The sequence below is a fragment of the Lysinibacillus sp. NPDC093210 genome (assembly GCF_044753985.1).
Lineage (GTDB): Bacteria > Bacillota > Bacilli > Bacillales_A > Planococcaceae > Lysinibacillus.
Window position 1 is genome coordinate 99168 of the sequence record NZ_JBIVOE010000010.1, and the last position, 22909, is coordinate 122076.

Annotated in this window: 24 protein-coding genes; 13 read left to right on the plus strand and 11 right to left on the minus strand. The window is 37.2% G+C overall.

Annotated elements, in window-relative coordinates; genetic code table 11:
- Nucleotides 1–128: 128 nt before the first annotated feature.
- The gene (locus ACIP9C_RS20105; RefSeq protein WP_401013682.1) at nucleotides 129–1205 is read left to right on the plus strand and encodes a helix-turn-helix domain-containing protein; all 1077 of its coding nucleotides are present in this window, start codon (nucleotides 129–131) and stop codon (nucleotides 1203–1205) included.
- 120 nt (nucleotides 1206–1325) lie between these two features.
- Here the strand turns inward: ACIP9C_RS20105 and ACIP9C_RS20110 are convergent, their stop codons facing one another.
- The 3 genes from ACIP9C_RS20110 to ACIP9C_RS20120 form a co-directional block, all read right to left on the minus strand.
- Nucleotides 1326–1886, minus strand: a complete 561-nt coding sequence (locus ACIP9C_RS20110; RefSeq protein ID WP_340822317.1) for a beta-class carbonic anhydrase — start codon at nucleotides 1884–1886, stop codon at nucleotides 1326–1328.
- Nucleotides 1887–2067: 181 nt separating this feature from the next.
- On the minus strand, nucleotides 2068–2202 hold the full coding sequence (locus ACIP9C_RS20115; protein ID WP_401013685.1) for a hypothetical protein: 135 nt from the start codon (nucleotides 2200–2202) through the stop codon (nucleotides 2068–2070).
- 142 nt (nucleotides 2203–2344) lie between these two features.
- The gene (locus ACIP9C_RS20120; protein WP_401013688.1) at nucleotides 2345–3580 is read right to left on the minus strand and encodes an aminopeptidase; all 1236 of its coding nucleotides are present in this window, start codon (nucleotides 3578–3580) and stop codon (nucleotides 2345–2347) included.
- A 198-nt stretch (nucleotides 3581–3778) separates the two neighbouring features.
- On the opposite strand from ACIP9C_RS20120, the gene motA reads away from it, so the two are divergent.
- Nucleotides 3779–4582 carry a flagellar motor stator protein MotA gene (gene motA, locus ACIP9C_RS20125; RefSeq protein ID WP_340822322.1) on the plus strand — a complete coding sequence of 268 codons (804 nt, stop codon included), beginning with the start codon at nucleotides 3779–3781 and terminating at the stop codon, nucleotides 4580–4582.
- On the plus strand, nucleotides 4566–5342 hold the full coding sequence (gene motB, locus ACIP9C_RS20130; protein ID WP_401013691.1) for a flagellar motor protein MotB: 777 nt from the start codon (nucleotides 4566–4568) through the stop codon (nucleotides 5340–5342). Before motA ends, motB begins: the two co-directional genes overlap by 17 nt.
- 64 nt (nucleotides 5343–5406) lie before the next feature.
- Here the strand turns inward: motB and ACIP9C_RS20135 are convergent, their stop codons facing one another.
- Entirely contained in the window at nucleotides 5407–5628 is a 222-nt protein-coding gene (locus ACIP9C_RS20135) for a DUF1128 domain-containing protein (protein ID WP_340822324.1), read from the minus strand.
- A 182-nt stretch (nucleotides 5629–5810) separates the two neighbouring features.
- Between ACIP9C_RS20135 and ACIP9C_RS20140 the strand changes: the two genes are divergently transcribed.
- Both ACIP9C_RS20140 and ACIP9C_RS20145 read left to right on the plus strand, forming a co-directional pair.
- Nucleotides 5811–6137, plus strand: a complete 327-nt coding sequence (locus ACIP9C_RS20140; protein ID WP_401013696.1) for a YtxH domain-containing protein — start codon at nucleotides 5811–5813, stop codon at nucleotides 6135–6137.
- A 24-nt stretch (nucleotides 6138–6161) separates the two neighbouring features.
- Nucleotides 6162–7085 carry a YihY/virulence factor BrkB family protein gene (locus ACIP9C_RS20145; protein ID WP_401013698.1) on the plus strand — a complete coding sequence of 308 codons (924 nt, stop codon included), beginning with the start codon at nucleotides 6162–6164 and terminating at the stop codon, nucleotides 7083–7085.
- Nucleotides 7086–7413: 328 nt separating this feature from the next.
- Here the strand turns inward: ACIP9C_RS20145 and ACIP9C_RS20150 are convergent, their stop codons facing one another.
- Entirely contained in the window at nucleotides 7414–9318 is a 1905-nt protein-coding gene (locus ACIP9C_RS20150; protein WP_401013700.1) for a heavy metal translocating P-type ATPase, read from the minus strand.
- Between the two features lie 345 nt (nucleotides 9319–9663).
- On the minus strand, nucleotides 9664–11205 hold the full coding sequence (locus tag ACIP9C_RS20155) for a fumarate hydratase (RefSeq protein WP_401013703.1): 1542 nt from the start codon (nucleotides 11203–11205) through the stop codon (nucleotides 9664–9666).
- 226 nt (nucleotides 11206–11431) lie between these two features.
- Between ACIP9C_RS20155 and ACIP9C_RS20160 the strand changes: the two genes are divergently transcribed.
- Complete coding sequence (locus ACIP9C_RS20160; RefSeq protein WP_401013705.1) at nucleotides 11432–12232, plus strand: YwqG family protein; 801 nt, start codon at nucleotides 11432–11434, stop codon at nucleotides 12230–12232.
- 45 nt (nucleotides 12233–12277) lie between these two features.
- Here the strand turns inward: ACIP9C_RS20160 and ACIP9C_RS20165 are convergent, their stop codons facing one another.
- On the minus strand, nucleotides 12278–12463 hold the full coding sequence (locus ACIP9C_RS20165) for an SE1561 family protein (RefSeq protein WP_401013707.1): 186 nt from the start codon (nucleotides 12461–12463) through the stop codon (nucleotides 12278–12280).
- A gap of 368 nt (nucleotides 12464–12831) precedes the next feature.
- Between ACIP9C_RS20165 and ACIP9C_RS20170 the strand changes: the two genes are divergently transcribed.
- On the plus strand, nucleotides 12832–14013 hold the full coding sequence (locus ACIP9C_RS20170) for an MFS transporter (RefSeq protein ID WP_401013817.1): 1182 nt from the start codon (nucleotides 12832–12834) through the stop codon (nucleotides 14011–14013).
- A gap of 367 nt (nucleotides 14014–14380) precedes the next feature.
- Here the strand turns inward: ACIP9C_RS20170 and rlmD are convergent, their stop codons facing one another.
- The 3 genes from rlmD to ACIP9C_RS20185 form a co-directional block, all read right to left on the minus strand.
- Nucleotides 14381–15757: a 23S rRNA (uracil(1939)-C(5))-methyltransferase RlmD gene (rlmD, locus tag ACIP9C_RS20175; protein WP_401013710.1), complete on the minus strand. Its 1377-nt coding sequence runs from the start codon at nucleotides 15755–15757 to the stop codon at nucleotides 14381–14383.
- Nucleotides 15758–15829: 72 nt separating this feature from the next.
- A complete protein-coding gene (locus ACIP9C_RS20180; RefSeq protein ID WP_401013712.1) occupies nucleotides 15830–16648 on the minus strand; it encodes a polysaccharide deacetylase family protein in 819 nt (272 codons plus the stop codon).
- Nucleotides 16649–16732: 84 nt separating this feature from the next.
- Nucleotides 16733–17632: a TIGR01777 family oxidoreductase gene (locus tag ACIP9C_RS20185; protein WP_401013715.1), complete on the minus strand. Its 900-nt coding sequence runs from the start codon at nucleotides 17630–17632 to the stop codon at nucleotides 16733–16735.
- A 100-nt stretch (nucleotides 17633–17732) separates the two neighbouring features.
- On the opposite strand from ACIP9C_RS20185, the gene recX reads away from it, so the two are divergent.
- The 3 genes from recX to ACIP9C_RS20200 are packed head-to-tail and all read left to right on the plus strand — an operon-like array spanning nucleotide 17733 to nucleotide 19132.
- Nucleotides 17733–18536: a recombination regulator RecX gene (gene recX / locus ACIP9C_RS20190; RefSeq protein ID WP_401013717.1), complete on the plus strand. Its 804-nt coding sequence runs from the start codon at nucleotides 17733–17735 to the stop codon at nucleotides 18534–18536.
- Nucleotides 18533–18862 carry a YfhH family protein gene (locus ACIP9C_RS20195; RefSeq protein ID WP_401013720.1) on the plus strand — a complete coding sequence of 110 codons (330 nt, stop codon included), beginning with the start codon at nucleotides 18533–18535 and terminating at the stop codon, nucleotides 18860–18862. Before recX ends, ACIP9C_RS20195 begins: the two co-directional genes overlap by 4 nt.
- Complete coding sequence (locus ACIP9C_RS20200; RefSeq protein ID WP_401013722.1) at nucleotides 18863–19132, plus strand: YfhJ family protein; 270 nt, start codon at nucleotides 18863–18865, stop codon at nucleotides 19130–19132.
- Between the two features lie 94 nt (nucleotides 19133–19226).
- Here ACIP9C_RS20200 and ACIP9C_RS20205 read toward each other — a convergent pair whose 3' ends face one another.
- A complete protein-coding gene (locus ACIP9C_RS20205) occupies nucleotides 19227–20213 on the minus strand; it encodes a metal-dependent hydrolase (protein ID WP_401013725.1) in 987 nt (328 codons plus the stop codon).
- A gap of 327 nt (nucleotides 20214–20540) precedes the next feature.
- Here ACIP9C_RS20205 and mutY point away from each other — a divergent pair, with 327 nt between their 5' ends.
- The 3 genes from mutY to ntdP all read left to right on the plus strand — a co-directional run bounded on the left by mutY (nucleotide 20541) and on the right by ntdP (nucleotide 22701).
- The gene (gene mutY, locus ACIP9C_RS20210; protein ID WP_401013728.1) at nucleotides 20541–21572 is read left to right on the plus strand and encodes an A/G-specific adenine glycosylase; all 1032 of its coding nucleotides are present in this window, start codon (nucleotides 20541–20543) and stop codon (nucleotides 21570–21572) included.
- Between the two features lie 97 nt (nucleotides 21573–21669).
- Nucleotides 21670–21846 (plus strand): gamma-type small acid-soluble spore protein, encoded by a 177-nt coding sequence (locus ACIP9C_RS20215; protein WP_340822351.1) that lies wholly within the window; start codon nucleotides 21670–21672, stop codon nucleotides 21844–21846.
- A 303-nt stretch (nucleotides 21847–22149) separates the two neighbouring features.
- Nucleotides 22150–22701: a nucleoside tri-diphosphate phosphatase gene (ntdP, locus tag ACIP9C_RS20220; protein ID WP_340822352.1), complete on the plus strand. Its 552-nt coding sequence runs from the start codon at nucleotides 22150–22152 to the stop codon at nucleotides 22699–22701.
- The last annotated feature ends 208 nt before the right edge of the window (nucleotides 22702–22909 follow it).

A 22909-nucleotide genomic window follows, 5' to 3' on the forward strand; every position in this document is an offset into this window, starting at 1 on the left:
ACTAAATTATTTTTACTATTTATAGTATTATTATACATAATTTAGTTAATTTTATTTTAAAAAAACACAAGAAATATCATATAAAAGAAATAGATGCTACTTATAATTTTATTTGGGGGGTGAAATAAATGGATGAACAGATTCAAAATATGATTGAGTGGATTGAATGTAAATTAAAAAATCAATTTTCATTAAATGAGCTTGCTAATTTCATGGGCTACTCCCCTTACTATTGCTCTTTTAAATTTCACCAAGTAACAGGTATAAGTATCCGACGGTATATTCATCTTAGAAGATTGTATTTATCTACAGAAGATTTGGCGCAAAACAGGAAGATAATTGACATCGCCTTTGAGTACGATTATTCTTCACAGGAAGCATATAGCAGAGCCTTTAAAACTGTTTTTGGTATTAGCCCGAAAGAATATCAACTTAGCAAGTTGCCTGTTCAGTCAATTGTTAAACTCACTATTAATAAAGACGGGGAATGGTATGGAATGAATGTTAATCAAATAGTTGAGGTAGAGCGGTTACAAAATACGAAAAGGGAGTTGTTTGAGAGGGACGTACTTAACATTTTGAACGGACAAATGATGTATGAGGAATTTAAGAATAATAGACTAATGGGGGCTTCCGATTACGCTCCATTTAATGAAGCTATGTGTGTAAACGCCACTACTACACAAGTTTTTAATAAAGCGTTTATAAACAAACGAGCTGACGGACATCATGATTCTGTAGAGAATTATATTCAGAAGGTAATTGCACCATTAGAGAGTCTTTTTAACAAAGAGTATAAATGTATCGTTTTATGGTTTGGTGAAGACATGTTTTGTCAAATGAACCTTCTGACTATCTTGTCTTATCTTGAACAGTCAGGCTATGAAGGGAAAGTGTTCTTAAATAGTTTCAGGGAGGACGAGTTTAAAGTTAATCAAACTGAGCTTCAATTAGGACATTATGATGCTGTATACAACGAAGTATTGGTCAACCACAATAAGCCGTCTAACGAAGTATTACCCGTAATGTATCAGGCAATCAGCATATATTTAGATATGCTAAACGAAGATAATGCAGTAGTAAAATTTGTTGCCAAAAATAAAGATGTGCCAACAACCGAATTATTGAAGCAATTATTTGCTCTATTTCCGACAGTAGGCTATGGTGATACACAATATGTAGAGCTTATAAATAAAATTAAATAGAGCAACAAAAAAATGTGTCTATCGTTCGACCTTTCGATACAATAGACACATTTTTTTATATTGAATGATTGTCTGCCAATAGAACAATGAGCTACAAATATGCTCAGTTAATTTTGTATATTATTTGCTACCATCGTCGATTAAATCAAGTCGACCAGTATTCGGATCAATTACTAAACCATGAACAGGTACAGTTTGTACCATTAGTGGGTGATTACGAATCGTATCAACGCTTTTCTTAACACTAGTCGCTACGTCACCGAAACCACGTAAAAAGTCTTTTAAATCAATACCTGAGTATTCCATCATCTTAATAGTTTCTGGTTTGATACCTCGGTTAACCATTTTGCTAAGCATTGCATCTGGATCAACTGCGCTCATACCACAGTCATAATGTCCAACTACATACACCTCATCAGCTTGTAGTTCATAAACAGCAACAAGTAAACTACGCATTACTGCACCAAATGGGTGACTTACTAAAGCACCAGCACTTTTTACAATTTTTACGTCGCCGTTTCTTAAGTTCATCGCTTTTGGTAATAGTTCTACAAGGCGAGTGTCCATACAAGATAAAACAACGATACGCTTATCTGGGTACTTAGTTGTAATAAAAGGCTCATATTTTTTTTCTTGAACGAAATCTTCATTAAACTTTAAAATATCATTTAACATTGTCATGAAAGTTTGCTCCCTTCCCTACAGAAATATTTTAGAGCAAAAACGTAAATATGCAAATAATAATAACAATATTCATGCAATTTTATGAAAAAAAAAGAAGTTTGCTTAGTTAATTAGCGAATTATAAGGCGATTGCATATATGCAAAAAAACAGCTACGGAAAGTAGCTGTTTTTATATGATTAATATTTTTCTTTTGGTTGTGGGTCTATAGTTACTGAAGATTTAGTATCTAAACCAACTTGTAGGTAGTGGATGAAGAATCCTGTAGAAATTAATAATACGGCTGAAAAGCCAAGTACAGTTGTGATGAACATAATAAAAGCTCCTCTCTACTTAAATAATCTACTATAAGAACTATACTAATTATACAATAGGTTGCTAGGAAAATGTAAGGATAATTTATGACATCCATAAGATACCTAGCCTAGAATAATATTAATAGTACTGACTATTTTCTTAAAAGGCCCAGTTACCATTGCGGAAAATCGGTTCAATTTGACCATCAGCTTTAATGCCATCAATATTCATATTTGCTGAGCCAATCATAAAGTCAACGTGCGTTAAACTTTGATTCAAACCATGTTTCAGTAGTTCCTCCGAAGACATTTCTTTGCCGCCCTCAATACAAAATGCGTAGGCATTACCTATTGCTAAATGGTTAGAAGCATTTTCATCGAATAATGTATTGTAAAATAATAACCCTGATTGCGAGATAGGTGATTGATGTGGAACAAGTGCTATTTCCCCAAGATAATGAGCACCTTCGTCTGTCGCTACTAGCGAAGCTAAAATTTCTTGCCCCTGTTCAGCCTGTATATCGACAATACGGCCATCTTTAAATGTTATTTTAAAGTTATCGATAATATTTCCGCCATAGCTTAAAGGCTTCGTATTTGATACATAGCCATTAGCACCTGTCTTTAGAGGTGCTGTGAAAACTTCCTCTGTTGGCATATTCGCCATAAATGTCTGTCCTTGTGTATTGACGCTACTACCACCGGTCCATACATGTTTTTCTGGTAATTCAATCGTTAAGTCTGTACCTGGAGCTGTATAGCGAAGGGATTTGTATTGTTTCCCATTTAAGTAGTCAGCTTTGTTATGTAGCTGTAAATCGTGTGCTTCCCATGCACTTACAGGATGTTCTTGGTCTGTGCGTGTTGCTGCGAAAATTGCTTCCCATAAGGCATCCACTTGTTGTTCTTCTGGTAGATGTGGGAATACTTTAGCAGCCCAAGGTTTAGAAGGAGCAGCGATAACTGTCCAGCTAAATTTGTCTGCCTGCAGCATATTATAATAGTTTACTAGTGCTTTACCTGAGGCTTTTTGGAAAGTCATAATTTTTTCGTGATCTATATCCTTTAGAAGGTCAGGATTTTGTGAAACGATACTTAAAAAGGCAGCACCTTGTTCAGCTAGCCATTCACGCTCTTGAATTTTCCATGGTGGGAAGAAATCAAATGAGTCTTTTGGAGCTTTTTCATAGCGTGTACGAACAAGTCTATCATCCGATAAATCGACAAAAACCTGTTTTGCACCATTTTCATAGGCAATTTTAGTAATTATTTCTGCTAATTTTAAGTTATCGGTCGAACAACTCATGTAAAGGTATTGATTTTTCTGGATATTTACACCTATTTTCACAGCTAATTCGGCATATCTTAGTAATTTTGTGTTAAATGATAATAACAAATTCTTAACCCCTCTCGATTATAGACAATTTAGTGTATTATTCTTAATTCAATATAATCAAATATGGTCGAAATGTGAATAAAAAGCATTTATTTCATCGAAAAATTAGTGAAATACATTTATACTATATAATATCTTTATTTAAATTATGGAAAATTGGACGAAAATAAGTAAGATAGAAGATTTGGAGGTTCGAGAATGGATTTATCGTCAGTAGTAGGGGTAATTTTAGCGTTTATCGCCCTGTTAACAGGGATGGTGTTAAAAGGTGTAAATTTAAGTGCCTTTTATAACCCAGCGGCTATTTTAATTATCATCTTCGGTACAATATCTGCTGTAACAATTGCTTTCCCAATGAAGGAATTAAAGCGGGTGCCAAAGCTGTTTAAAATTCTTTTTAAAGAAACAAAACTAGCGGATGATATTGAAATCATTAAGATGTTTTCACAATGGGCCGATTTAGCACGCCGTGAAGGTTTGTTAGCGTTAGAAAGTAAGGCTTCAGAAATTGAAGATCCATTTTTAAAAAATGGTCTTACATTAGCAATTGATGGTCAGAACGCAGATTATATCCGTGATGTATTAACGGAAGAAGTAGAGGCGATGGAAGACCGACATACAAGTGGCGCAGCCATTTTTACACAAGCAGGTACATATGCCCCAACATTAGGGGTACTCGGTGCGGTAGTAGGCTTAATCGCAGCGTTAGCAGATATGAACGATATTGATAAGTTAGGACATGCCATTTCAGCTGCTTTCATGGCAACATTATTAGGTATTTTTACAGGTTATGTACTATGGCATCCATTTGCCAACAAGTTAAAACGTAAATCAGCAGTTGAAGTGAAGCAAAAACGTATGATGATTGAAGGAATCCTTTCTGTATTAGAAGGGGAAGCTCCACGTGTTATTGAACAAAAATTATCTTCTTATTTAACGATGGAAGAGCGTCGTCAAATTTCGGGTGAAAGCGGGGCGGGCGGCCTTGGCAAAGAAAGCTAAGAAAAAGAAGCATGAAGAGCATGTTGATGAGTCTTGGTTAGTACCGTATGCAGATATTTTAACGTTATTATTAGCGTTATTTATCGTACTTTTTGCATCCAGTTCAGTTGACCAAGAAAAGTTAGATCGTATGTCAGCAGTATTTAATCAGGTTTTTGATGGTGGTACGAGCTTTTTAGAACAGCCATCGCCACTGCCAACGCCTGATGCAAATAATGACCAAACACCGCAACAGCCACAGCAAAACTCAGCGTATTTAAAGGATCAGCAGGAGTTAGCTGAAATTAAAGATAGTGTAGATAATTTTATCGCAGTAAATGAGATGGAAGGTCAGTTCGCAACTGAAATGACTGATGAGGGATTGCTAGTAACAATTCGAGATAGCATCTTGTTCGACCCAGGGAGAGCAACCATTAAGCCAGAGTATAATACAATAGCTAAGGAACTTGCAGGCGTATTAGTATCCGATCCTGCCCGTAGTATTGTCATTACTGGTCATACCGATAACGTTCCTCAAACAGGTCCCGAATTTGCTTCAAACTGGGAATTATCGGTTATGCGTGCAGTGAACTTCTTGAAAATTTTAGTGGATAGTAACTCAAATCTTGATCCGGTTTATTTTAGTGCAAAAGGATATGGTGAATATAAAGCCATCGCACCAAACAATACGGCTGAAGGTCGCGCAAAAAATCGTCGTGTGGAAGTGTTAATTCAACCACTTGTTGCCGAAGACGGTTCTGCAGCGAAAAACACACAGTAATAAGAAAAGCTATTAGCAATAGACTCGACGTCCTTGCTAATAGCTTTTTTAGTGAGCTGAACAATTATTTACGTAAAGAGCCTAATTCGGCAACGATAGCCTGCATTTCACTTGGGCTAAATGTGTCACGTTTCATAACCATTTCGTACAGATAGACTAAATCTTCATAATTTGCTTCATCAAAATTCTCAGATTTCATAGCATCTACATTTACCATGCGGAGCTTATCTTTCATTTGATCGACCATATAAATAACGTTTTCTTTTGACGGCACTGATAAATCCATTCAATTAAACCTACCTTTCATAATCCTAGCCAATATCATTTCATTGAATAAAAAAAATGTCAATACTGTAATTGGGCGTTGCTTTAAAAATGCACTGTTATTGGGTAGAATAAGGGCAGTAAGCTGTTTAGTTATTTTTAAAAAAGGGAATACACATTAAACAAGCAGGGGGTAAATAAAATATGGGACAAAGTAAATTATTAGCATCTATCGTCGTAGGCGCAGCTGTAGGAGCCGCTATAAGCATGTTTGATCGTACTACACGAGAAAAAACAGTCGCTACTACAAAAAGAATGAAAGAAGCGGTATCTTATTACGCATCACATCGAAGTGAACTACAAGACCTAATTGAAGAAAAGGTGTTAGCAGCAAAAGTACTTTGCGATAGCGTATCAGATAATGTCAACACGCTAGCCGAGAAAGTGGATGAGTTTAAAGAATTGCCTTCTACAATTCAAGGGATGATTAGCGATACTAAATCAGCCTTCAATTCGCCAGATAAAGAATAAGCTGTAGTAAAAGGAGGGGATTAAATGGAAAAGAGAAAAGCATCCATACGTTCAACGATTGGTGAGGTTAAGGCGTTTTTCTCACCAAATGAAGATGCGGTAGATGTGATGACATCGAAGGGCTTTATCCAAGATTTAATGCTTCGCATACAACGCGTTGAAATATCAGCTCTTGGGGCACAACTTGCTTATTTCTTTTTACTTTCTTTCTTCCCCCTATTAATTTTCCTTGTTACCCTATTGCCATATTTAAACTTAGAGACAACGCAAGTGTACTCGTTTTTAGTCAATCTAATGCCAGATGAAGTATATAGGCTTATTGAAAGTACATTAAATGAAGTTTTAACAAATCGCAATAGTAGTTTATTATCCATCGGGGTACTAGGGACGATATGGTCTGCTTCAAAAGGAATAAATGCGTTAATAAGAGCTCTAAATAAAGCGTATGATACGGAAGGTAGAGTAGGTTTTGTAGACAGAGGGCTATCACTTGTATTTACTATTGCTTTAGTTATTGTCATTGCAGTAGCTCTTCTATTACCTGTCTTTGGACAGCAAATTGGGCATTTTTTATTTTCAATTGTTAGCATTGAAGATGAGTTTGAATCTCTTTGGCGTAATATTCGTTGGTCAATGCCGCCATTACTGATCTTTTTAGTGTTGATGGCAATTTATTGGTTAGTACCGAATACAAGCCCACGATTGAAAATAATGGGTGTATGGCCAGGAGCAATATTTTCTACGCTTGCATGGCTCGTTGTAACATATGGTTTTTCTTTTTATATAAGTAACTTTGGAAACTATTCTGCTACATACGGTAGTATTGGTGGCGTTATTATTTTAATGCTATGGTTGTATTTTACAGGGATGATTTTAATTTTTGGTGGTGTGTTAAATGCCACAATGCAAAAAAGAGCCTTGCTAAAAGCTGAAGGTGCTATTAAATAACTTTAGAAAAGGGTGGTCTCAATTGGAGACCACCCTTCTTTTTACAGTTAACTCGGTTGATTTTCAGGGCATATTATTAGGTTTTCAAAACGTAAAAATCCACTACGCTTTCCGCGGGCACATTGTAAGCCGCAACCCTCGCTGTCGCGCGGTCTGTTGCGTCTTACTTTGCGTGCGTTCCCGCAGGAGTCTACGTGGATTTTTGCTTTGTTAAAAATTCAGAATTGTTTGAGTGCCAGGCACTTCATATGTGGCACCTCGCAGGAATTGAAATCAACGGTTTGTCTATACATTGAAAGGGTGGGCTCAGTTTGAGACCACCCTTTTTTTATACATTTTTATTAAGCATTCGTAAGCCATTTAATATTACAAGAATTGTACTACCTTCATGTCCGATGACACCTAGTGGTAAATCAACAGCTTGTAAAAAGTTAGAGGCAATTAGCAAAACAATGATACCAATAGAGAAGAAGATGTTTTGTTTGACGATTCGTTGCATTTTGCGAGATAAACGTACTGCATAAGCAATTTTAGATAAGTCATTTTTCATCAACACAACGTCTGCCGTTTCCAAAGCAACATCAGTACCTTCGCCCATTGCAATCCCAGTAGTAGCTGTGGCTAATGCAGGTGCGTCATTAATGCCATCTCCAACCATTCCTACAAAGTTATGTTGTTTAAGTAGGCGTTTCATTTCAGTAACTTTTGTATCGGGAAGACACTCTGCAACGTATTCAGTAACGCCAGCTTCTTTCGCAATTACTTTTGCTGTTTTGTCATTATCGCCAGTAAGCATGACGACATCTATACCCAATTCTTTTAATAATGTGACGGCTTTCTTTGCCTCATCACGAACTGTATCTTTTAACGCAGCAAGTGCAACAATACCATCTTTGTCACGCATGAAAATTACCGTTTTACCTTCTGAGGTAAGCTTCGCTAATGCATTATTCGCAAAAGCATTGGCTTCATCCACACCTACAAAATCGGGTTTACCGATAAGATACTCTGTTTCGTTAACGTAGCCCTTCATGCCCCAACCAGGGATATCTTCAATTGTTGCTTGCGCAAACTGTGAAATATGTTGTGCTTTTGCGTAGCTTGTAATTGCTTGGGCTAATGGGTGATTTGACTGTGCCTCAATACCTGCAAGAAGAGCTAGTGCTTCTTGTCGATCTAAGCCTTCACGTACGATAAACTCTGTAACGACTGGTTTTCCTTGTGTAAGAGTACCTGTTTTATCGACAGCTAATGCACGTAATACACTTAGATGCTCTAAATGCAAGCCACCTTTAAATAGCACCCCATTTTTAGCGCCATTTGAAATAGTTGCTAATGTTGCAGGCATTATGGATGCAACGAGTGCACAAGGGGAGGAAACAACTAAGAGCACCATTGCTCGATAAAATGTAGTCGTCCAATCCCAACCGAGTAAAAAGTGGGGAAGGAACATCATAAGTGCTACAGATAGTAATACAAACTTTACATATGTGCCTTCGAATTTTTCGATGAATTGCTGAGAAGGCGATTTTTCGCTTTGAGCATTTTGTACAAGCATAATAATTTTTTGGAATAATGTTTCGGAATTTGGTTTCGTCATTTCCATCGTAATTGCACCATTTAAATTAACTGTCCCTGCAAATACTTCGTCACCTTCAAATTTAGCAATAGGTAGTGGCTCACCACTAATCGCTGATTCATCAATAGATGACTGTCCTTTAAAGATAATACCGTCTGCTGGAACACGTTCACCTGGTTTAATAAGTAAATGATCGCCAATTTTTAATGTGGAGACAGCAACCTTCATCGGTTCAAATCCACCCCGTACTAGCCAAGCCTCTTCAGGTTGTAAATTCATAAGAGCAGAAATTTCACGATGACTTTTGTTCATAGCATATGTTTCAAGAGCACCACTGACAGCGAAGATGAAAATAAGGATTGCGCCTTCTGTCCAATAGCCAATAGCAGCAGAGCCGACTGCAGCTAATATCATAAGTAATTCTACATTCAATTTTTTTTCTTCTAGTGTTTCTTCAATACCTTCTTTTGCTTTTGCAAATCCTCCGACACAAAAAGCAACAACATATAAGAGAATAGAAGCTGTTGTTTGATCATTTGTATCTAAACGCCATGCAAGTAAAATAAATAATCCAGCCATAACAGCAGCAATCAGTTCAGCATGTATCTTTATATTCTCAATTAGACTTACATTTTCTCGATTAGTATATTCCATCAATATCCCCCCTGATAATGAAAATCAATATCAAAAACCTTATGAAATAAGGAAATATAAACATTCTTGTAGTTGATAATCACTTTCATTTACATCTTTTCTAATTTAGAATTATTATAACAAAGGTTTTTGGAAAATGAAAGCAATAACTTTTAGAGGATATGGTCTAGGGAAGATATCAATTAAATATAATAATGTGTTCAAGAAACTGATTGTTGATTTTCCCATTCTGAACATTGCATTGAGAACAGAAAAAGACACAGTATATTCACTAGGAATATTCTGTGCCTTTACATTTTGTGTACGTACCAGGTAAAACTCTTTAGTTAAAAATGTTCAACTAGATTAGAAAACTCTTTCTGCATGTTGAGCAAGCTTTTCTAGAGAAGATTTGTCTACATCAGCGTGAAGCGATTTACCGTGAGAGTCCATTGTTACTACAGCTGTGAACCCTTCAACATTTAAGTGCCACATAGCTTCAGGAATACCGAATTCCATTAAGTCTACACCATCTACACCTTTAATGCAGTCTGCATAGTATTGAGCAGCACCACCAATTGCATTCAAGTAAACACCGCCGTGTTCGCCTAAAGCAGCAAGCGTTTTAGGACCCATACCACCTTTACCAATTACAGCACGGATACCGAATTTTTTCATAATATCGCCTTGATATGGCTCCTCACGAATAGAAGTAGTTGGACCAGCAGCTTTCACTGTCCAGTTGCCTTCATCGTCTTTAGCCATTACAGGACCACAGTGATAAATAACTTGTCCGTCAAGATCGACTGGTGCATCATGGCTCATTAAATGATGGTGAATTGCATCACGGCCAGTGTACATACGACCAGTAATAGATACAACGTCACCTACTTTAAGTGAACGAATTTGTTCTTCTGTGATTGGAGCAGTTAGCTCTACTACATTTGTCAACGTTTCATCTGTTGTTGCAGCAACTTCTTCTGCTTCTTTAAATGTAATTTTTTCACCTTCTTGGTAGTGCCAGTTGATGATTTCGCCTGTTTCAGGATTAATATCAACTGCCATACGACGGTATGCCCAGCAGTTATATGCTACTGATACGTAAAATGAAGCAGGAATACGGTGCATTACACCAATTTTACAGCCAAGTAAAGTTGCTTCACCGCCGAAGCCCATTGTACCGATACCGAAAGTGTTTGCAGTTTTCACAACATATTCTTCTAATTTTGCAAGGTCAGGATTTGAATTTGTATCTTCAACATGACGGAATAATTGCTCTTTTGCTAAATCATATCCAGAAGAGCGATCGCCACCGATACCTACACCGATAAAGCCTGCAGAACAGCCTTGTCCTTGTGCTTGATAAACAGAGTGTAAAATACATTTACGGATACCATCTAAATCACGACCAGCACGGCCAAGACCTTCTAACTCACATGGTAGGCTGTACTGGATGTTTTTGTTTTCACAGCCGCCACCTTTAAGAATTAATTTAATCGTAATATAATCTTTTTCCCATTGCTCGAATTTCATAACTGGCAGACCATCACCAAGGTTATTCCCACTGTTTGCACCAGTTAAAGAATCAACGGCATTTGGACGTAATTTTGCATCAGCTGTTGTATCGTTAATTGCTTTTTTAATCGCTTCTTTAATTTCTAATTGGTTTACACCTACAGGAGTGTAGATTTTAAATGTTGGTAGACCAGTATCTTGACAGATTGGTGATACGTTGTCTTCTGCCATAATAATATTATTTGAGATTGTTTCTAAACTCATTGCTGCGCGAGTGCCCGCATTTTCAGCTTCTTTAGCTTTTTTAATGGCACGACGTACATCTTTTGGTAAGTTTGTTGATGTTTCAGTAATTAAATTGTAAAGACTTTTCTCCAAAGTTTGAAGATTCATTTTGATATTGCCCCCCAATGAAAAATTGATTATTTCCACGATACATTATACTCTTTTCCACTAATGAAAAAAAGAGTCCATCTAATTGTGGTAGGAATTAGCGATTATTTTTATAGATTTTGTAATGTTTATTCATTAACCTTTAAATGTTCAAAGAAAATAGTATTTGATTTTTGGGAACATTTGTTCTAAAATGGAATTAACTTTACTTTAAGGAGGATATTTCATGTCTGAAACAATATCGTTGAAGTTACCAAAGGAAGTTGAGCAATTTCGAAATATAATAGAAGGAACAATGGAGCCTGTTGTTGTAATTGAAACCTATGAAAAAGAAACAACTTTATTTGAAAGTAAGTTTGCAGGTAATCCGTATTTTCCACTTTCTATGGAATATCCAAAAAACGCGGAACATCAACCATTAAAGCTTTTAGCCCAAATTAATTTTGCTGAAGTACCTAAGCACTTACCACATTTCCCTAACGAGGGAATACTGCAATTTTATATTGATGGCTATGATGATGTACTTGGAATGGATTTCGATAATGGGAAAAATCAAAATGGTTTTCGAGTTATTTTCCACGATACAATCGTCAAGGATGAATCGCAGCTTATTCAAGATTTCTCATTTGTAGAAAATAAGGAAGAAGAATTGTATTTTCCAGTAGATAAGGAAATGGCGTTGTCCTTTAAAGCAAAATTTGAACCTTTATCTATGGATGACTTTAGAAGCAATGAAATATACGCAAGCATCGAAACTGCTGCTGAAGAAGACGAAGAGCTGACAGATGTATTATATGATGTATTAACTGGTGATGGTCATAAAATTGGAGGTTATCCTTTCTTTACGCAGGAGGATCCTAGAGCATACGGCAATTATACGGATTCAACAACGATGTTACTTCAAATAGATAGTGAAGGAGATCATATTATGTGGGGAGATTGTGGTGTTTGCAATTTCTTCATTACAGAGGAAGAACTTAAAAATAAAGATTTCAGCAAAGTTGTTTACAATTGGGATTGTCATTAAAAAAGCAAGCGAGCAATTTATATGCTCGCTTGCTTTTTATTGTTACTATTGTTCACGAGCGTTGAATTGCTCCATTTTATCTTCTAAATCATCCATCATTTGAATTAAACGATCAATATCTTGTAATTCAGTTTTTTCTGGGTCGATGGCATCTAATACTTCTAAAAACATTTCAAGACGTTCTTTTAAGTAAGTCACTTGTTGTTCTTTATCCGTGATTGACTTTGACATGCATACACCTCATTTCGTCCCTTACATAGTAGCTGATTTGGGACTAAATTTCAATGCCTAGGTTAACACCTAGGACTTAGAGATTATTTTTAAAAATCAATAGACAGAATATTTACAATATTGATGTTGTGTGTTAAAGTTATTTTAAGAAATAGTAAAGGAGCTGATGGTACAAAACGGTGAACTCTAACTCGAAAAGGAGGGAGTTTAAACAAGTAATCGGTCAAATAAAAAAGCCGAAATTCGTGTTTATACAAGTTGAATGAAGATAAGTGTTAGTTAGGCCTTAGCGTAAAATCACATGTGGTGAGCGCTAAGGCTTTTTGGTATGCTGTAATGTGGAAGAAGACTTGATGTTGGAGGAAAAAATGAATTACTTCTCAGATTACAGCAAAAAAAGATTTACTATTTTAGTGTTAATTGTATCTATATCGGGATTCTCACAAGGAATGCTACTGCCGCTTATCTCCATTATTTTTGAGCGTGATGGTGTATCCTCCGCTTTAAATGGTTTAAATGCGACGGGACTATACATAGGAACTTTATTAATCTCACCGTTTATCGAACAGCCTTTACGAAAATGGGGCTACAAACCAATTATTTTAATCGGTGGGGCATTGGTCTTTGTATCACTTATCATATTCCCTTTATGGAAGAGTGTCACATTTTGGTTTGTGTTACGTTTGCTAATAGGTGTCGGAGATCATGCGCTACATTATGCTACACAAACATGGATTACGAGCACAGCTGATCATAAAAGCTTAGGAAAAGGTATGGCTATTTATGGTTTGTCCTTTAGTATGGGCTTTGCGGTAGGGCCATTAATGGTACAGCTTATACAAATTGCAGAAGCATTGCCGTTTATTGTGTCATCGATTATGTGCTTATTTGCTTGGTCATTTGTATTCTTCTTACGCAATGAAAAGCCAGAGCGTTTAACGGGTGATATGAATGCAAGAGGATGGAATCGCTATAAGGTGGCAATTGTCTTTGGATGGATAGCATTTTTAGGTCCGTTTGTATACGGATTTTTAGAATCTTCATTAAACGCCTTATTTCCAGTATACGCATTACGTATAGGCTTTGAGGTAGACATGATTCCGATTATTTTATCAGTCTTTACATTTGGGGGCATTTTAACGCAAGTGCCACTTGGTGCACTTGGCGATAAAATTGGGCGACGGAATATACTGATGTTCGGATCATTTGGAGGCGCTATTTTATTTAGTATTGCTAGTTTTTTAGAGCACTCACAAATGGCTGTAGCCATCGCGTTTTTCTTCGCAGGTACATTGGTCGGTTCAATGTTTTCTCTTGGTATTACATATATGGCTGATTTAACGCCTAAAGAGCTACTACCAACCGGAAATCTTCTTTGTGGTATTGCCTTAAGTATCGGTAGTTTAACAGGGCCGTTTTTAGGTGGAGTTTATTTAGAATTTGTAAAAAATTATAGCTTCCTTTTACTTGTATCACTTCTATTACTAGCTGTAGCAACAGTTCTACTCGTATTTGGGAAAAATAAAAATAAGCGATCAGTGACTGTTTAATGTCATGGTCGCTTTTTAAATACAAAATAAAAGAGCGGGGCTCATCTCCCGCTCATAAAACAAAAAACGCCCAGCAAATCCGTGCTGTAATGGCGTTTTTCGGTGTGACACGGATGTTCCGTCCATGCCACGTAGGTTTGGCACCTAGAAATACATTATACAGACAAGCAATCATAAAAGCAATTAGATTATAATGGCATGCCTGGGGAAGCATGTGATTCCGCGAAAGCGGGTGGGAATTCCGCGAAATTGGGCAGTGATTCCGCGGAGAGAGGCGTTAATTCCGCGAAAGTGTGCGTTAATTCCGCGGAAGCAGGCAATAATTCCGCGGAAGCAACAGTTTTTTACTTGAGATGCTCAAATTTATTTATTTTTTTAACACAAGCTTAGCAACACATTCGACTTGTGCGGTTTGTGCGAACATATCTACTGGTTGGATATATTCTACATCATAAAGCTTTGATAATTCCTGTAAATCCTTAGCTAATGTAGATGGGTTACAAGACGTATAGACAAAACGTTTCGGTTTTAGCTTAAGGACAGTGCGGATAAATTCTGGTGCAAGACCTGTGCGTGGCGGATCTACTGTAATAACATCAGGCGTGAAGCCTTCTTTGCGCCATTTTGCTAAAACACTTTCAGCCGTGCCGACTGCATATTTCGTATGTTTAAAGCCATGGTTGCGCGCGTTTGTTCGCGCGTCTTGAATACTTTCTGGAATTACGTCCATACCACGAACCTCTTTCGCTTTATCAGCCAGCCATAAACCGATAGTACCAACTCCGCAATAGGCATCAACAACGGTTTCTTTGCCCGTTAATGCCGCTGCTTTTTTGATTTCATCGTATAAATGTACAGTTTGTGTTGGGTTCAATTGGAAGAATGCTCGAGCAGATAGATCAAATGCTAATTCTCCTAGTTCCTCATGTATTGTGTCCTTGCCATCAAGCACAATCGTCTCATCACCAAAAATAAGTGATGTTTTTTCACGATTGATGTTTTGTGCAATCGATACGATACTTGGATCTATTTTTTTAATACGCGTTAAAAGCTCAGCAAGGTGAGGGATTTCTTTACGAGTCGTAACAAGCACGACCTGTGTTTCACCAGTGCGAATTCCTGTACGTACAACAATCGTACGCACTAAACCATCGAGCGTACGACCATCGTAAATCGTAATATTTAGCTTTTGTAAGATTTTACGTGTCGCTACAGTAATTTTCGATGTGATTGGATGTTGTACAAGGCAATCATTAATATTCAGTAGCTTGTTGCTGCCTTCTGTAAAAAGTCCGGCATAGACACGTTTGCCTTCTTTGCGTACTTGGAATTGGCTTTTATTGCGATAATTCCAAGGGTTGTCCATACCAAGTGTATTGCGAACTTCTACGGCTTCTGCTAATGGCTTAGCATAGCGTTCTAACGCTTGAATAACGATATCCCGTTTTTCGATAAGCTGTTTTTCGTATGTCATATGTTGAAGCTGGCACCCACCGCATTCATTGTAAACTGGGCAGGGTGCTTCCTGACGAAATTGTGAGGCTTTCCGTATGGCAAGTATATCTGCCTCTGCGAAATTGTGTTGTGTTTTCGTAACTTGGGCAGTAATTTCTTCTCCTGGAATAGCGCCTTTTACGAAGACGACGTTGCGTTTATAAAAGCCTACGCCTTCGCCATTAATCCCAAGTCTTTTTATAGTTAATGGGAATTTTTGTCCCACTTCCATCGTAGTTTGTTGCGTCAAGCGATCCACGTCCTTTAACTTTGTTCAGCACGTAGGTATTGATAACATGCTGATGTCATTTCCCCATTATAACTAAGGAGTGGACGATTGCATAGTGACAGGGAAATCTTCATACTCCAATACTAAATCGTCAAGCGATAAAAAAGTATAGCCTTGCTTCTTTGCTTCAGCAATGAATAAAGGTAGAGCCTCCGCATTATCTTGCGCTACTGTATGCATTAAAATGACAGCGCCAGGGTGAAGTTGGTCCATTAAAGCATTATAAGCATAATCTGCTCCACGTCGTTCATCCTTTAGCCAATCTTTAAAAGCGACAGACCAGAAAATATGACGGTAACCTTCTGCGTTGCCGACTTCTAACAACTTAGCATTGAAAATTCCTTCTGGTGGTCGAGCATAAGTTGTACGGTCTATGCCTGTTAATTCACGTAGTTTCCCATCAAACTTACGCCATTCCGCACGCATACCATCTCGCGTTAACTTTGCCATATTCGGATGACCATAGGAATGGTTACCGATTGTATGACCGTCTTGCACCATACGTTTAACAAGGTCACCAGCACTTTCTAAATAGTGACCAGTTAGAAAGAAGGTTGCTGGTGCTTTTTCTTTTTCTAACGTATCTAATATACTTTCTGTATAGCCATTTTCGTATCCATTATCAAAGGTTAAATAGACCACTTTTTTATCGGGTTTTCCTTTATAAATTGCTCCATATTGGTCGAGTAGTTTATCAAGTTGTGCTCCTGCCTGTGCTGGTTCGCCATTCTTTGCTCGTTTAATGCCCCAATGATATTCATCTGAGCCAGATGCAAAGAATGGATTAATGCTAATTGCTGCGGCAATAATAAAAGTAGCAATTACTGCACCTACTATATGTTGTTTCCACATAAAAAACGCATCCTTTCCTTTTCTTTTAGGATGCGTTCTTTTCAAAAATTTATCCTGTTTCTCGTTTCACTTTTCACACGGATTTTATAATAAATTTTCAAGTGCTTCTTTTAAATAAGGATAGTTAAATTCAAAATTTTGTGTTTCTAAAACAGTTGGTAATACATGTTGTCCTTCTAAAACGAGCATACTTTGTTCTCCAAGAGCCAAACGCATGGCAAAACTCGGGACTGGCATCCAATGACGACGTCCCAATACTTGTGCAATTGTTTGACCAAATTCCCTCATACGTGTTGCATGCGGAGCTGTCACATTAAAAGGTCCGTTAATAGATGAATGGCTAATGGCAAAATAAATAGCTCGCGCTACATCTTCTACATGAATCCAAGATAACCATTGCTCGCCTGTACCAATCGTGCCACCGATATGTAATTTATAGGGCAATAGCATAGAAGGAAGTGCGCCGTTGTCACGACCTAAAATAACACCAAAACGAGCAAGTGCTACGCGAACACCTAATTTTTCGGCTCGCTTTGCATGACGTTCCCAATCATGAACCGTCCATCCTAAAAAATCTTTAGCGTAGTCGCTAGCGTTTTCATTATAGGTGGCCACTGTGGAAGGTGGGTAAATTCCAACTGCACTGGCATTTACAAGTACGTTCGGTTTTTTCGTAAATTGTTCCATAATACGTACAATTTCTAGCGTAGCTTCCATGCGACTTGTATAAATAGCTTTCTTTTGCTTCTTTGTCCAACGTCCTTCATTTAGTGACACTCCTGCTAAATTGACAACTGCATCAATATCCTCGTCCAATTCCTTTTCTGGTCGAGCACCGTCTTTTAGCCATTGTACATAATGAATGCCGTTTTCATATTTCGAATTGCTACGGGATAAAACGAATAACTCATGTCCTTGTTCTTGCAACAGTTTTGTTAAAGCCTTCCCAACAAAACCAGTACCACCAGCAATGACAATTTTCATAAGAACCCCTCCTTTTACCAATAGATGTAACTCAACTATACACAAAGATAGAAAAAAAGAAAAAGATGTTATAATGATTAGGCAAAGAGGTGATTTCGCTATGCGTGTTATTACAAAAATTGCGCGTCAAAAAAACAATCCAGAACGCTATAATATATATTTAAATGAGGAATACGCTTTTCCTGTAGACGAAGCGATTTTAATACAATATGGTCTTACAAAAGGAAAAGTGCTTGAAGAATTTGATATTCAGGAAATTGCCTATGAAGATGAAATTCGCAAAGCTTTTAATAAAGGGCTAAATTTTTTATCCTATCAAATGCGTAGTGAGCATGAGGTGAAGAAAAAGTTAAGCTCCCTAGAGTTTGGGGAAGCAGTAATATTAGAAGCGATTCAAAAGTTAAAATCATATGGATTTTTAAATGATGAATCTTATTCGAAAGCATTGCTTGATACAAAAAAAGCCACGATGAAAAAAGGGCCTCGAGCAATTCGACAAGATCTCATCAAAAAAGGAATCGATAAAAGTTTGCAAGATGAGGTGCTTGAAACATATAGCCATGATGAACAAGTAAAGCTTGCAACACAGCTTGCAGAAAAAGTAATTCGTTCTGAGAAGAAGAAAACTCCCACGCAAGTAAAGGCTAAGATACAAGATTTCTTAATGCGAAAAGGGTATTCTTTTACTGTTGTCGATGAAGTACTTGGACAGGTTGAAATTGAGCAAGCAGAGGATGAATGGCAGTCCTTACTCGATGTGCAAGGCGAAAAAGTTTGGAAAAAGTATGCGTCGAAGTATACTGGTTATGAATTAAAAATGAAAACGAAGCAGGCGCTTTATCAAAAGGGATTTCCTGTAGAAGTTATAGATCGTTTTATTGAAGAGAAGGAGAATGGGGAATGAATGAAAAAAACTATGCTGCAATGACAGAGCATGAACTACGTGAAGAAGTAGCAAAGCTAAAAGAGAAGGCTCGTAAGGCAGAACAGCTAGGCATACTTAATGAATTTGCAGTTTATGAGCGTAAAGCTTTAATGGCAGCTGCTTATTTAGTTGATTTAGATACGATTGTACCGGGAGAAATGTACAGAATCGATGGCTCGGACAACAACTATTTCCAAGTTGATTATTTAAAAGGACGTTTTGCATGGGGGCATCGCCTAGGCGGCGATAAATATCAGGAAGCCTTGCCTGTTTCTATTTTATCACCTATAAAGGTGGGGAAATAAATGCAAGAAAAAATCGACAAACTAACAGCAGAATTACTTGATAAAAATCCCCAAATGTCAGCAGGGCGTGCCCGTGTTTGGATTGAACTTTTATGGAGTGATTTTGAATCTACATCTGCAAAAGCGGGCTATGATTATCGTGGGGCTGATTACACTGAAAACTTAGTGCGCCAATTAATTGTTAGCTATGGCGATAAGCTCCATCAATTTGCAGGACGTAATCCAAAATACGCTCATTTACTAGATGCAAGTGATGATATGGTACAATAACAAATAGATTTCATTGCATTGCAAAAATTAATTGTAAGCTATAAGCATAACAAAGCCGGTGTTCCCTTCAATCAGGATACTCCGGCTTTATTAATTAATTGCTTGCGCCAATTTGTAATTTTTTTTGAAGCTTATCCTCGGTAAAAATCCAACCAGTGTAAGAGGTAATAATTTCGTTGTCTTCATTTAAATGAGCAACTGCAACGAAAGGATAGCGATTGTCACTACGATAACGTAAATCGATTAACCTCACTTCTGTTAAGCCATTTTCAAGTTCGGAAATTTCCCAACGGTACAATGGTGAGAAAGACACAAAGGCAGCGAGATTAGGGTCTTTCATAGCAGCTTTAACAGTAGGTGTATTTGGAAGTGATTTGATTTCAAATTTATCGTAAATATTAACAGTTCGCCCATAAGCGCGACCAACATAGTAATGTGTTTTTGATTTTGCGGCGATACGCCAGTGAAAAAATCGCATTGTAGGTGCTACAATAACATAATCTTCATCTTGAATTGTACTGTGCACTGCTTTTTTAACTGCTTTTTGAACAGCAAAGCGGAAAATATAATAGACGATAATAACGCCGTACATGACGCTAAATGTCCAGACTGGATTTGCCCCAAATGCCCATAGTAATATTCCAAGGCAATGAAGGGAAAAAATAATTGGATCAAATGTATTGATAACACCAAGTGCTACCCATTTCCTAGAAAATGGGCGAATAGCTTGTGTTCCGTAAGCATTAAAAATATCAACGAAAACATGAATAGCTACTGCAAGAAATGTCCAAAGCCATAAATGTAATACATTTGCGTCCTGAATAATTAGTGATAACACGATTGTAATTAAAATTGGCCATAGGACTACTGCTGGTATTGAATGTGTTATACCGCGATGATGTCGAATATAAATCGCATTATTGCGAAGTTTTAATACTGTATCAATATCAGGTGCTTGTGAGCCAATAATGGTACCAGCCATAACGGCAGTAAAGGTCATTGAATGATTGGCAACTATAGGGTCAGCTAAAGCAAGACCACCGAGTGCTATTCCCATAACGAAATGTGTACCTGAATCCAAAATTATCCACTCCTTGTATGCGTGAAAAAGGCGTACAATGCATACATGTATATTTCATTTCAATAATGGTAGTGCTTATAAAATTTGCTTTTCAATCTCTAAGTATTCACTCGCACAAGAGGTAAATAATGGAGTTTTTTTGTTTTAGCAAAAGTCCTCGTCCTGTATTAGTAAGTTGAAACCTTGGTTGAATCAAGGAAACGCCGCGACGGATGTCACGCTTAGCTGCAATAAATTTATACGTTTTTGTCATATTATGCGAATAGCTTTTCTTAATTGTATACCCTTTTAATCATAAATTAAATCGTAAAGACACGGGAGGTCACTGTGAAATATCCATATGTAGCAGAATTTCGACAATCTTTAGTCGAATGGTTTGAAGAAGAGAAACGAGATTTACCTTGGCGGCATACTAAAGACCCTTATAAAATTTGGGTATCTGAGGTCATGCTACAGCAAACACGAGTTGATACAGTTATTCCTTATTACAATCGCTTTATGGAAAGCTTTCCAACTTTAGAATTATTAGCTGAAGCACCACAGGAATATTTATTGAAACATTGGGAGGGCCTTGGCTATTACTCACGAGCGAGAAATCTGCAAGCAGGGGTTCGTGAGGTGCTAGAAAACTATGGCGGAATCGTACCGGATAATCGCTATGAAATTTCAAAGTTAAAAGGGGTTGGCCCCTATACTGCAGGTGCTATATTAAGTATTGCCTATAATAAGCCCGAACATGCAGTTGATGGTAATGTCATGCGGGTTTTAAGTCGTGTACTTAATATACATGATGATATTGCACTGCCGAAGACAAAGAAAATTTTCGAAGCAGCTGTCGAAGAACTAATTGATCCACATAATGCATCATCTTTTAATCAAGGTTTAATGGAACTTGGAGCACTTATTTGTTCCCCAACATCACCGAAATGTTTGTTATGTCCTGTCCGTGAATATTGCACAGCTTTTAATGAAGGAGAACCAGAAAAACTGCCTGTTAAATCAAAAAAAGTGAAGATGAAGCATATTTCATACGACGTTTTTGTTTGTGAAGATGAGGTCGGTCGAATTTTAATGGAGCAACGTCCGGCAAGTGGCTTACTTGCAAATATGTGGCAGTTTCCGATGGTTGAGCAAGCAGATGACTCATTATTAAAATTTGCTGTGCATTATGAAGTAGAGGCGCAAGCACAACAAGAAATTTTAACATTTAAACATGTTTTCTCACATTTAACTTGGCATGTGAATGCTTATTATATGAAGTGTAAATCATTTGAAAAGGGTGATTGGCTGACACAGGAGCAAATAGAATTATTACCAATGCCTGTGCCAATGTTAAAAATATGGCAAGCGATAAAATAGGGGCGACACTATAATTAAGCAAACGAAAATAAAAAAATTAATGAGCATAAAAGTAATCACCTCTGTACACAATAATTAGCGTGGAGGTGAATGACTGATGAAGAAAAATCAAAACACAAACCAACAAGCAAATAAAAACATGCAACGCCAAAGTGAAGAGTTTGGTTACGAAACGGACTTCAACGAAGTGCAAAAGCAAAATGCTAAAGCTGAGCAGAATAAAGCTCAAGCTTCAGGCAAATATGCTAAGAATAACCAAAACGCGAGCGAGTAAGCACTTTGTAACTGCATAATTGCATTTACCTTCTAAAGGGGCTGTCTAAAAATCGAAAAGATGAAAAGGACAGCCCTTTTTCTATTTTTCCTTCGAAACGCATAAGCTTATAACGAAAGTTATAAAATTCCATTAAAGTTGTTGTTATGATGGAAATTGCTATTAATTTTCGAAAATTTGTACATAAATAACATGACACAGTGAAATTTGTAGTTTTCAACTACACCTTTCGCGTACAGATTGCTATAATATACTAGAGACTGCTAGATTTAGGTAGCATAGACGAAAAGGTGGGCTTCAAAAATGGCAATACCGGTAGAAGGAGAAACGATACAAATACATAGTTATAAGCACAATGGCCGCATCCACCGTGTTTGGCAAGAAACGATGGTTTTAAAAGGAACTAAAAACATTATAATCGGTGCGAATGAACGAACACTTGTGACAGAATCCGATGGTCGTACGTGGCTAACGAGAGAGCCTTCTATTTGTTATTTCCATGCGGAGCACTGGTTTAACATCATCTGCATGCTGCGTGAAGACGGTGTGTATTATTATTGTAATCTAAGCTCACCATTTGTTTTCGATAATAATGCCATTAAATACATTGACTACGATTTAGATATTAAGGTTTTTCCAGATATGTCGTATACCCTTTTAGATGAAGATGAATATGAACAGCATCGCCAGGAAATGTCTTACCCAGATGTCATCGATAAAATTTTAAAGCGTAATGTCGAAAAATTAATTAGCTGGATACAACAAAAAAGAGGACCCTTTGCACCCGATTTTATCGATGCGTGGACAAGCCGTTATAAGTTTCAGCTCGATATGCAAGCAGATGATTGTCAGTAACACCTATTAGTTAAACTAATGGGTGTTTTTTTGCATTTAAGGGGTATTTTATAAATAGAACAATTGATGTAAATCAAAAATAGTTAGCATTAAAAGTCAACTAACTGTACTTCATGCTAAATATTGCTATAATACGTAAGGGCATTCATAATAGAATGTCTGTTTCTTTTTTTAATGTATAGAAAGCCATAAAGGGATGAGGTTTTCT